The sequence below is a fragment of the Stutzerimonas balearica DSM 6083 genome, from assembly GCF_000818015.1.
Taxonomy (GTDB): domain Bacteria; phylum Pseudomonadota; class Gammaproteobacteria; order Pseudomonadales; family Pseudomonadaceae; genus Stutzerimonas; species Stutzerimonas balearica.
The window spans coordinates 807427-819049 of record NZ_CP007511.1; the positions used below are offsets into that span (position 1 = coordinate 807427).

Annotated in this window: 9 protein-coding genes; 8 read left to right on the forward strand and 1 reads right to left on the reverse strand. The window is 66.7% G+C overall.

The genetic code is table 11. From position 1 onward, the window contains the following. The first annotated feature begins 43 nt into the window (after nt 1–43). From CL52_RS03630 to CL52_RS03665, 8 genes are all read left to right on the forward strand, one after another. Nucleotides 44–3793: a nitrate reductase subunit alpha gene (locus CL52_RS03630; RefSeq protein WP_043218570.1), complete on the forward strand. Its 3750-nt coding sequence runs from the start codon at nt 44–46 to the stop codon at nt 3791–3793. A gap of 11 nt (nt 3794–3804) precedes the next feature. Next, nucleotides 3805–5343, forward strand: coding sequence for a nitrate reductase subunit beta (gene narH / locus CL52_RS03635; RefSeq protein WP_043218571.1), 1539 nt, complete (start codon nt 3805–3807; stop codon nt 5341–5343). Nucleotides 5344–5345: 2 nt separating this feature from the next. Next, the gene (gene narJ, locus CL52_RS03640; RefSeq protein WP_043218572.1) at nt 5346–6098 is read left to right on the forward strand and encodes a nitrate reductase molybdenum cofactor assembly chaperone; all 753 of its coding nucleotides are present in this window, start codon (nt 5346–5348) and stop codon (nt 6096–6098) included. Further along, on the forward strand, nt 6091–6891 hold the full coding sequence (gene narI / locus CL52_RS03645; RefSeq protein WP_043218575.1) for a respiratory nitrate reductase subunit gamma: 801 nt from the start codon (nt 6091–6093) through the stop codon (nt 6889–6891). Before narJ ends, narI begins: the two co-directional genes overlap by 8 nt. Nucleotides 6892–6960: 69 nt before the next feature. Further along, nucleotides 6961–7926 carry a peptidylprolyl isomerase gene (locus CL52_RS03650; protein ID WP_043218576.1) on the forward strand — a complete coding sequence of 322 codons (966 nt, stop codon included), beginning with the start codon at nt 6961–6963 and terminating at the stop codon, nt 7924–7926. Nucleotides 7927–8028: 102 nt separating this feature from the next. Continuing rightward, complete coding sequence (gene moaA, locus CL52_RS03655) at nt 8029–9018, forward strand: GTP 3',8-cyclase MoaA (protein WP_043218577.1); 990 nt, start codon at nt 8029–8031, stop codon at nt 9016–9018. A 219-nt stretch (nt 9019–9237) separates the two neighbouring features. Further along, nucleotides 9238–9783 carry a molybdenum cofactor biosynthesis protein B gene (gene moaB, locus CL52_RS03660; RefSeq protein ID WP_043218578.1) on the forward strand — a complete coding sequence of 182 codons (546 nt, stop codon included), beginning with the start codon at nt 9238–9240 and terminating at the stop codon, nt 9781–9783. Beyond that, nucleotides 9780–11012, forward strand: a complete 1233-nt coding sequence (locus CL52_RS03665) for a molybdopterin molybdotransferase MoeA (protein WP_043218579.1) — start codon at nt 9780–9782, stop codon at nt 11010–11012. Before moaB ends, CL52_RS03665 begins: the two co-directional genes overlap by 4 nt. 59 nt (nt 11013–11071) lie before the next feature. Here CL52_RS03665 and CL52_RS03670 read toward each other — a convergent pair whose 3' ends face one another. Next, nucleotides 11072–11620 carry a cytochrome b gene (locus tag CL52_RS03670; RefSeq protein WP_041103714.1) on the reverse strand — a complete coding sequence of 183 codons (549 nt, stop codon included), beginning with the start codon at nt 11618–11620 and terminating at the stop codon, nt 11072–11074. Between the last annotated feature and the right edge of the window lie 3 nt (nt 11621–11623).

An 11623-nucleotide genomic window follows, 5' to 3' on the forward strand; every position in this document is an offset into this window, starting at 1 on the left:
GAGCGCGGGCCCGGCCTGCGCTCAGCCTGAGAGGAAAGAAACGATGAGCCACCTACTCGACCAGCTGCGTTTTTTCAATCGCAAGCAAGGAGAGTTCGCTGACGGGCATGGCGAAACCCGCATCGAGTCCCGTGACTGGGAGAACGTCTACCGCTCCCGTTGGCAGTACGACAAGATCGTGCGTTCCACCCATGGGGTGAACTGCACCGGGTCATGCTCCTGGAAGATCTATGTCAAGAACGGCCTGATCACCTGGGAAACCCAGCAGACCGACTACCCGCGCACCCGCAACGACCTGCCCAACCACGAGCCGCGCGGCTGCCCGCGCGGGGCGAGCTACAGCTGGTACATCTACAGCGCCAACCGCCTGAAGTACCCGAAGGTGCGCAAGCCGCTGCTCAAGCTGTGGCGTGAGGCGCGCCGCAACATGGCGCCGGTCGAGGCCTGGGCCAGCATCGTCGAGGACAAGACCAAGGCCGAGTCCTACAAGAGCAAGCGCGGCATGGGCGGCTTCATCCGCTCGAGCTGGGACGAGGTCAACGAGATCATCGCCGCGGCCAACGTCTATACCGTCAAGCAGTACGGCCCGGACCGCGTGGTCGGCTTCTCGCCGATCCCGGCGATGTCGATGGTTTCGTATGCCGCCGGTAGCCGCTACCTGTCGCTGATCGGCGGCGTCTGCCTGTCGTTCTACGACTGGTACTGCGACCTGCCGCCGGCCTCGCCGCAGATCTGGGGCGAGCAGACCGACGTGCCGGAATCGGCCGACTGGTACAACTCCAACTACATCATTGCCTGGGGCTCCAACGTCCCGCAGACGCGCACGCCGGACGCGCACTTCTTCACCGAGGTTCGCTACAAGGGCACCAAGACCGTATCGATCACCCCGGACTATTCCGAGGTGGCCAAGCTCACCGACCTCTGGCTGAACCCCAAGCAGGGCACCGACGCGGCGCTGGCGCAGGCCTTCGCTCATGTCATCTTCAAGGAATTCCACCTCGAGCAGCCGAGCGCCTACTTCACCGACTACGCCAAGCGCTACACCGACCTGCCGATGCTGGTGCTGCTCGACGAGCGGAACGGCGGCTACGTCGCCGACCGCTTCCTGCGCGCCTCGGACCTGGCCGACAACCTCGGCCAGGACAACAACCCGGAATGGAAGACCATCGGCGTCGACGCCGACGGCGGGCTGGTTTCGCCGCAGGGCTCGATCGGCTATCGCTGGGGTGAGAAGGGCAAGTGGAACATCGAGGCCCGCGAGGGCGGCGAGGGCCGTGAAGTCGACCTCAAGCTGAGCCAGATCGGCGGCGAGAGCGCCGAAGTGGCCTTCCCCTATTTCGGCGGCCAGACCCACGAATACTTCACCGCCGTCGAAGGCGACGAGGTGCAGCTGCGCCGTGTGCCGGTCAGCAGCATCACCCTGGCCGACGGCCGCACCGCCAAGGTCGCCACCGTGTTCGACCTGATGGCCGCCAACCTCGGCATCGACCGTGGCCTGGGCGGCGCCAACGTCGCCTCCAGCTACGACGACGCCAGCGTCCCCGGCACTCCGGCCTGGCAGGAAAAGATCACCGGTGTCTCGCGCGAGAAGGCCATCCAGATCGCCCGGGAATTCGCCGACAACGCCGACAAGACCCATGGGCGTTCCATGATCATCGTCGGTGCGGCGATGAACCACTGGTACCACATGGACATGAACTACCGCGGCCTGATCAACATGCTGATGTTGTGCGGTTGCGTGGGCCAGACCGGTGGTGGCTGGGCCCACTACGTCGGCCAGGAGAAGCTGCGCCCGCAGTGTGGCTGGCTGCCGCTGGCCTTCGGCCTGGACTGGAGCCGCCCACCGCGGCAGATGAACGGCACCAGCTTCTTCTACAACCACAGCTCGCAGTGGCGCCACGAGAAGATGAGCATCCACGAAGTGCTCTCGCCGCTGGCCGACAAGTCGCAGTTCCCCGAGCACATGCTCGACTACAACATCCGCGCCGAGCGCGCCGGCTGGCTGCCGAGCGCCCCGCAGCTCAACCGCAACCCGCTGCAGATCTGCCGCGAGGCCGAAGCGGCCGGGCTGTCGCCGGTCGACTACGTGGTCAAGTCGCTCAAGGACGGCTCGCTGCGCTTCTCCTGCGAGCAGCCGGATAGCCCGGAAAACTTCCCGCGCAACATGTTCGTCTGGCGCTCCAACCTGCTCGGCTCCTCGGGCAAGGGCCACGAGTACATGCTCAAGTACCTGCTGGGTACCAAGAACGGCGTGATGAACGAAGACCTCGGCAAGCGCGGCGGTTTCAAGCCGACCGAGGCCGAATGGCAGGACGAGGGCGCCATCGGCAAGCTCGACCTGGTCACCACGCTCGACTTCCGCATGTCCTCGACTTGCGTGTACTCCGACATCGTCCTGCCGACCGCCACCTGGTACGAGAAGGACGACATGAACACCTCGGACATGCACCCCTTCATCCACCCGCTGTCGGCGGCGATCGACCCGGCCTGGGAAGCCCGTTCCGACTGGGAAATCTACAAGGGCATCGCCAAGGCCTTCTCCGAGATGGCCGTCGGCCACCTGGGCGTGGAAAAGGACCTGGTCACCGTGCCGCTGCTGCACGACACCCCCGGTGAGCTGGCCCAGCCGTTCGGCGGCAGCGACTGGAAGACCGAAGGCACGGACCCGATGCCGGGCAAGAACTGCCCGAACATGACGGTGGTCGAGCGCGACTACCCGAACACCTACAAGAAGTTCACCTCGCTCGGCCCGCTGCTCGACAAGCTCGGCAACGGCGGCAAGGGCATCAACTGGAACACCGAGCACGAAGTCGAGTTCCTCGGCGAGCTGAACTACAAGGTGCGCGAGGAGGGTGTCAGCCAGGGCCGACCAAAGATCGAATCGGCCATCGATGCCGCCGAGGTGATCCTGAGCCTGGCCCCGGAAACCAACGGCCACGTCGCGGTGAAGGCCTGGGCCGCGCTGTCGGAATTCACCGGCCGCGACCACACCCACCTGGCGCTGCCGAAGGAGCACGAGGCGATCCGCTTCCGCGACATCCAGGCACAGCCGCGCAAGATCATCTCCAGCCCGACCTGGTCCGGCCTGGAAGACGAGCACGTGTCGTACAACGCCGGCTACACCAACGTCCACGAGCTGATCCCGTGGCGCACCATCACCGGTCGCCAGCAGTTCTACCAGGACCACCCCTGGATGCTGGCCTTCGGTGAAGGGCTGCAGAGCTACCGGCCACCGATCAACACCCGCTCGACCGGCTACGTGCAGGGCAAGATGTCCAACGGCAACCCGGAGATCTGCCTGAACTGGATCACCCCGCACCAGAAGTGGGGCATCCACAGCACCTACACCGACAACCTGATCATGCTGACTCTGAGTCGTGGCGGCCCGATCGTCTGGATGAGCGAGATCGACGCCAAGAAGGTCGGCATCGAGGACAACGACTGGATCGAGTGCTTCAACGCCAACGGCGCGCTGACCGCCCGCGCGGTGGTCAGCCAGCGGGTCAAGGAAGGCATGGTGATGATGTACCACGCCCAGGAACGCATCGTGAACGTGCCCGGCGCCGAGAGCACCAAGACCCGCGGCGGTCACCACAACTCGGTGACCCGCGTGGTGCTCAAGCCCACCCACATGATCGGCGGCTACGCCCAGCTGGCGTACGGCTTCAACTACTACGGCACCGTGGGTTGCAACCGCGACGAGTTCGTCGTGGTGCGCAAGATGAACAAGGTCGACTGGCTCGATGGCCCCAATGGCAACGAGCTGCCGCAACCCCTGCCGCAAGATATCTGAGGATTGATGCCATGAAGATTCGTTCACAAGTTGGCATGGTGTTGAACCTGGACAAGTGCATCGGCTGCCACACCTGCTCGATCACCTGCAAGAACGTCTGGACCAGCCGCGAGGGCATGGAATACGCCTGGTTCAACAACGTCGAGACCAAGCCCGGCATCGGCTACCCGAAAGAGTGGGAAAACCAGGACAAGTGGAAGGGCGGCTGGGTGCGCAACGGCGACGGCACCATCAACCCGAAGATCGGCGGCAAGTTCCGCGTGCTGGCGAACATCTTCGCCAACCCGGACCTGCCCTCGATCGACGACTACTACGAGCCGTTCGACTTCGACTACCAGAACCTGCACACCGCGCCGATCTCCGACCACCAGCCGGTGGCCCGCCCGCGCTCGCTGATTTCCGGCCAGCGCATGCAGAAGATCGAGTGGGGCCCGAACTGGGAGGAAATCCTCGGCACCGAGTTCGCCAAGCGCCGCAAGGACAAGAACTTCGACAAGGTGCAAGCCGACATCTACGGCGAGTACGAGAACACCTTCATGATGTACCTGCCGCGCCTGTGCGAGCACTGCCTCAACCCGGCGTGCGCGGCCTCCTGCCCGAGCGGCGCGATCTACAAGCGCGAAGAGGACGGCATCGTCCTCATCGACCAGGAGAAGTGCCGCGGCTGGCGCATGTGCATCAGCGGCTGCCCGTACAAGAAGATCTACTTCAACTGGAAGAGCGGCAAATCCGAGAAGTGCATCTTCTGCTTCCCGCGCATCGAGGCCGGCATGCCGACCGTCTGCGCCGAGACCTGCGTGGGCCGCATCCGCTACCTCGGGGTGCTGCTGTATGACGCCGACCGCATCCATGAAGTGGCCAGCACCGTCAACGAGCAGGACCTGTACCAGAAGCAGCTGGAGATCTTCCTCGACCCGTTCGATCCGAAGGTCATCGAGCAGGCGCTCGACGACGGCGTGCCGATGTCGGTGATCGAGGCCGCGCAGAAGTCGCCGGTGTACAAGATGGCGGTGGACTGGAAGCTGGCGCTGCCGCTGCACCCTGAGTACCGCACCCTGCCGATGGTCTGGTACGTGCCGCCGCTGTCGCCGATCCAGAACGCCGCGGCCGCCGGCCACGTCAGCATGGACGGCGTGCTGCCGGACGTCGACAGCCTGCGCATTCCGCTGCGCTACCTGGCCAACCTGCTCACCGCCGGTGACGAGAAGCCGGTCAAGCTGGCGCTCAAGCGCATGCTCGCCATGCGTGCCTACAAGCGCGCCGAGCAGGTCGACGGCGTGCAGGACCTCAAGGTACTGGAGAGCGTCGGCCTGAGCGTCGACCAGGTCGAGGACATGTACCGCTACCTGGCCATCGCCAACTACGAGGACCGCTACGTGATCCCCTCGGCGCACCGCGAAGAAGCCGCCAGCGACGCCTTCGCCGAGCGCTCGGGCTGCGGCTTCAGCTTTGGCAGCGGCTGCTCCGGCGCCTCGGACACCAACATGTTTGGTGCGAAGAAGGCCAACCGCCGCGACATCATCAAGACCGTCCAGCTGTGGGAGGACTGAGCATGAAGATCCTCAAGGTGATCTCCCTGCTGCTCGACTACCCCGGCGAGCATCTGCTCGACGGGCGTCAGGAGCTGGCGCAGGCGATCGCCTCGGCCCGCGAGATCAGCCCGGAGCAGCGCGTCGCGCTGCGCCGGTTGCTCGACGCGCTGACCGAGGACGATCTGATGGACGTGCAGGAGCGCTACACCGAGCTGTTCGACCGCGGCCGCACGCTCTCGCTGCTGCTGTTCGAGCACGTGCATGGCGAGTCGCGTGACCGCGGCCAGGCCATGGTCGACCTGATGGCGCAGTACGAGGCCGCCGGGTTTACCATCGGCGTGCGCGAGCTGCCGGACTACATCCCGCTGTACCTCGAGTACCTCGCCACCCGCGAGGAGCTCGAGGCCCGCGAGGGGCTGGCCGACGTGGCGCACCTCCTGGCGCTGCTCGCCGCACGCCTGGAAGAGCGCGAGAGCCCGCACGCGGCGTGCTTCCACGCGCTGCTGCAGATCGCCGGGCAGACCGTCGAGCAGGCCGTGGGCGAGCTGCGCGAGCAGGTCGCCGGCGAGGTGCGCGACGACTCGCTCGAGGCGCTGGACAAGGTCTGGGAGGAAGAACAGGTGAACTTCCTCCAGGCCGAGCAGCAGGACCGCTGCCCGTCCATGCCGGGCGGCCCGGGCAAGGCCCGCGAAGAAACCCCGGTGCCGCTGCACTGGACCGATTTCAAGCAAGACGGGCAAGCCGCGCTGGCCCAGGAGGTGCGCAATGTCTAACTTCAATTTCCTGCTGTTCGGGGTCTACCCCTACATCGCCCTGGCGGTCTGCCTGATCGGCAGCTGGGCGCGCTTCGACCTGTCGCAATACAGCTGGAAGGCCGGCTCGAGCCAGATGCTCCAGCCCAAGGGCATGCGCCTGGCGAGCAACCTGTTCCACGTCGGGGTGATCTTCATCCTCGCCGGGCACTTCGTCGGCCTGCTGACTCCGGCCTCGGTCTATCACCACTTCATCAGCAGCGGTGCCAAGCAGGTGGTGGCGATGGTCTCCGGCGGCTTCTTCGGCGTGCTCTGCCTGATCGGCCTGGTCATGCTGATCCAGCGCCGGCTGAACGACCCGCGCGTGCGTGCCAGCTCGAACAAGAGCGACATCATGATCCTCTTCGTGCTGCTCGCTCAGCTGGTGCTTGGCCTGCTGACCATCTTTGCCTCGCTCGGCCATCTCGATGGCTCGGTGATGGTGTTGCTGGGCAACTGGGCGCAAAGCGTGGTGACGCTGCAGCCGGTCAAGGCCGCAGGCGCCATCGAATCGGTGGGCATCGTCTACAAGCTGCACGTGTTCCTCGGCCTGACCCTGTTCGTGCTGTTCCCCTTCACCCGCCTGGTGCACATCGTCAGTGCCCCGGTGTGGTACCTGGGGCGGCGCTACCAGATCGTCCGGCAGAAGGGCGTCAAGCCGATGGCCAAGCGGGTCAAGCGGCCGCTGGGCTACCAGGCCCCGGCGCGTGCCCAGGCCGGCAACACGCCGGCGCCGGGTTATGCCACGGCCAAGGCCCGCGACAGCGTGCACTGAACAGCTGTGGCCGGCGTGCGCGCCGGCCACAGCCGATACGCGTTTCCAGTTTTCGAGAGGTAGGCCGTCATGGGTTGTGGATGCGGTGGTAGTGGAAGTGGAGGTGGTTGCGGTGGCGGTGTGCGCCCCGAGCTGGAACGGCCGGTGGAGGCACCGCTGTTCGAGGAACTGCCCCACGAGGTGGCCGAGCAGGACGCCCCGGCCGAAAGCGAAGCGGAACAGGCCGCGCCGCTGCTGATCGCCAGCAGCGAGCAGGAGTGGCCGCGGGTACGCGTCAACGGCGTGGAGATCGCGCCGCAGGCGATCGCCCAGGAGCTGCAGTACCACCCGGCCGACAGCCGCGACGAGGCGGTCTACCTCGCCACCCAGGCGCTGGTGATTCGCGAGCTGCTGCAGCAGCGCATTGCCGAGCTGGGCCTGCTGGTCCGCGCGCAGGCCGGTGAAAGCGAGGAAGAAGCCGCCACCCGTGCCCTGATCGAGCAGGAAGTGCAGCTGCCGCTGGCCGACGACAGCGCCTGCCGGCAGTTCTACGAAGGCAATCGCCAGCGTTTCTTCAGCGCACCGCTGCTGGCGGCCCGGCACATCCTGCTGGCCTGCCCGCCGGACGACGCCGAGGAGCGCAGCCGGGTACGCGAGCGGGCCGAGGCGCTGCTGGTGCAGCTCAAGGCCGAGCCAGGCCGGTTTGCCGAACTGGCGTTGCGCCATTCGAACTGCCCGTCGAAGGCGCAGGGTGGCGCGCTGGGGCAGATTAGCAAAGGCCAGACGGTGCCCGAATTCGAGCGCCAGCTGTTCCGTCAGGGCGAAGGGCTCTGCGCGCATCCGCTGGAGAGCCGCTACGGCTACCACCTGGTGTACGTCGACCAGCGCATCGAAGGCCAGCAACTGCCCTACGAGATCGTCGCCGGGGCCATCCGCGCCGAGCTCAACGGGCGGGTCTGGCAGATCGGCGTCGGCCAGTACATCAAGAGCCTGATCGGCGCGGCCAACATCGAAGGGATTCTGATGCCGGGCGCCGACACACCGCTGATGAATTGACGGTGGCCTGGCTCCGCGCCCGATGGCGGTGCCTCGGCTACCATCGGGCGCGGCCTGGCGATAAACGAGCGTCATCCACCCTATGCAGTTCAGAGGTCCTCGATGACTCACCTACGCGATGCGCACAACCGCCAGATCGACTACCTGCGCATGTCGGTCACCGACCGCTGCGACTTCCGCTGCGTCTACTGCATGGCCGAGGACATGACCTTTCTGCCGCGCCAGCAGGTGCTCGGCCTGGAGGAGCTGGAGCGCATCGCGCGCATCTTCGTTGGCCTGGGTGTGAAGAAGATTCGGCTCACCGGCGGCGAGCCGCTGGTGCGCCAGGGCATCGTCGGACTCTGCGAGCGCATTGCCGCGCTGCCCGGTCTGCGTGAGCTGGTGATGACCACCAACGGCTCGCAGCTGGTCAAGCTGGCCGAGCCGCTGGCCCGCGCCGGGGTCAAGCGCCTGAACATCAGCCTCGATAGCCTGGATGCCGAGAAATTCCACGCCATCACCCGCACCGGTCACCTGCAGCAAGTGCTCGACGGCATCGACGCGGCGCGAGCCGCCGGCTTCGAACGGATCAAGCTCAACGCCGTGGTAATGAAGGGGCGCAACGCCGAGGAAGTCGCCGACCTGGTGGACTTCGCCATTCGCGGCGGGTTGGACATCAGCTTCATCGAGGAAATGCCGTTGGGCGACGTCGGCCGTTCGCGCGGCGAGAGCTTCTGCTCCAGCGACGAGGTCAAGGCGCTGATCGCCGAGCGCCATGCGCTGATCGACTCCGCCGAGCAGAGCGGTGGGCCGGCGCGCTATGTGCGCCTGCCGGAGCATCCGCAGACGCGCGTCGGTTTCATCTCGCCGCATTCACACAACTTCTGCGCCACCTGCAACCGCGTACGGCTGACGGTCGAAGGGCGTCTGCTGCTGTGCCTGGGCCATGAAAACTCCATCGATCTGCGCGGCCTGCTGCGTCGCCACCCGACGCGCGACCAGCCGGTGATCGAGGCCATCCATGGCGCATTGCAGCGCAAGCCGCTGCGTCACGAGTTCGCCAGCGGCGGCGAAGTGCAGGTGCTGCGCTTCATGAATGCCAGCGGTGGCTGAAGCCGTCGCGACGGGCTTCGAGCCGCCGCACGAATTCGCTACCATCGAGCGGTTTCGCCCGGTCCGGCCGAGCGCCTTGCCCGCCTGGGGCGTGGAACCGCTCGCCGCGTTGTCAGACCCGATTGCACCCATGCCGCGCGGGCATACCTCCAAGGGGGAATGGGTTCGCGCTGAGCGCCGGTGCAGCCTGCGCACACATCTTCAAGGGAGTTTCGAGCCATGGCTCACCTGTCGAACACCGAATTCCAGCCGCTGAGCATTGCCGTGCTCACGGTTAGCGACACCCGCAACCTGGACACCGACACCTCCGGCCAGGCCCTGATCGATGGCCTCACCAGCGCCGGCCACAGCCTTGCCGAGCGCGCCATCGTCAAGGACGACATCTGGCAGATCCGCGCCCGTGTCTGCAGCTGGATCGCCAGCGAGAACGTGCAGGTGGTGCTGATCACCGGCGGCACCGGCTTCACCGCGCGGGACAACACTCCGCAGGCGGTGCAGCCGCTGATGGATAAGGCCGTCGACGGCTTCGGCGAGTTGTTCCGCCATGTCTCGCTGGGCGAGATCGGCACCTCCACCGTGCAGTCCCGCGCGCTGGCCGGGATGAGCAACGGCACGCTGGTCTGCTGTCTGCCGGGCTCGACCAACGCCTGCCGCACCGCCTGGAACAAGATTCTCGTCGAGCAGCTGGACAGCCGCACCAAACCCTGCAATTTCGTGCCGCACCTCAAGGCGTCCGCGGTCGACTACTGCGGGCCTCGCTCGTGAGCGCCTGTGGCTGTGACGTTGGCGGCCTGAAGCCGGTCGACGAGGCGATTGCCGAGCTGCTGGCACGGGTGCCGGCGCCGCCTGCGCTGGAAGAGGTCGCCCTGCGCGATGCGCTTGGGCGCGTGCTCGCCGAGCCGCTGGAGGCGAGCTTTCCAGTGCCGGCCTGGGACAACAGCGCGATGGACGGCTACGCGCTTTGCGCCGCCGACCTGCCGGCTGAGGGCGGAGCCCTGCTGCTGGCCGGGCGCATCGCCGCCGGTGACGCCGCCGAGCAGCAATTGCCGGCCGGGCATGCGGTGCGCATCTTCACCGGCGCGCCGCTGCCGCCGGGTGCCGATGCCGTGGTCGCCCAGGAAAACTGCCGCGTCGAGGGCGAACGCATCTGGCTGCCGGCGGTGGCTGCCGGCGACAACGTGCGCCGCCGTGGCGAGGAAACCGCCGCCGGCGAGCGCCTGCTCGAGGCCGGCAAGCGTCTGCGCCCGCAGGAACTCGGCCTGCTGGCGACCTTTGGCGTGGCGCGGGTCAAGGTCTACCGGCGGCTGCGCGTGGCGCTGCTGTCCAGCGGCAACGAACTGCGTGAGCCGGGCGAGCCGCTCGAGTCCGGGCAGATCTACAACTCCAACCGCTACAGCCTGCTCGGTGTATTGCAGAGCCTTGGCTGCGAGGTGCACGACTATCCGATCCTGATCGACGATCTGGCGGCCAGCCGCGAAGCCCTGGCCGATGCGGCGAGTCGCTTCGACCTGATCATCACCTCGGGGGGCGTTTCGGTCGGCGAGGAGGATCATCTCAAGCAGGCGATCCGCGAACTGGGCGAGCTGCACTTGTGGCGCCTGGCGATCCAGCCGGGCAAGCCGCTGGCCTTTGGCGAGGTCGACGGCACGCCGTGGATCGGCCTGCCGGGCAACCCTGCCGCGGCGCTGGTCACTTCGCTGGTGGTGGCGCGGCCATTCCTGTTGCGAGCGCAAGGTTGCACGCAGGGGGACGTCCAGCCGCTGCGCCTGCCCGCCGGCTTCGCCTGGCGCAAGGCCAACGTGCGCCGGCAGTATCTGCGCGCGCGGCTGGAGGCGGTGGATGGTCAGCTGCAGGTCCGCCTGTTTCCACGCCAGGGCTCGGCCATGCTGACCTCGGCCACCTGGGCCGAAGGCCTGGCCATCGTCGACTGCCAGCGCACGCTGGAAGCCGGTGAGCAGATCGAGTACCTGCCGTTCAGCGAACTGCTGGCCTGAACGAAAAGACGCCCGGTGACTGCGGTCGCCGGGCGTCTTCGTCAGTTGCTGATCAGGCGTTATGGGCGCTGCGGCAGCATGCGCTTGAGCACATCGTCGCGCCGCACGTAATGGTGGAACAGTGCTGCCACCGCATGCAGGCCGATCAGCCAGTAGCCGGCGACCGCCAGGGTCTCGTGGATTTCCTTGATCTCCCCCGCTAGGGCCTTGTCGGCGCCTATCAGTGCCGGCAACTCGAGGCCGAAGAACGGAATCGGCTTGCCCGCGGCGCTCAGGGTCAGCCAGCCGAGCAGCGGCAGACCGATCATCAGGCCATACAGCGCCAGGTGGACCAGCTTGGCCAGGGCGGTTTCCCAGCCGGCTGCACCGGCAACCGCGCCCGGTGCCGGGTTCAGCAGGCGCGCGATCAGGCGCAGCCAGACCAGCCCGAAGATCGTCAGGCCGAGCATGAAATGCCACTGCTTGAGCAACTCGCGCGGTTCGCTGCCCTTGGGGAAATTGCCCTTGAGCTCGATGGTGGCGTAGACGCCGGCGATCAGCAGCACCATCAGCCAGTGCAGGGCGATACTCAGGCGGCCGTAGCGCGCCACGGGGTTCGAAGCGGACATTTC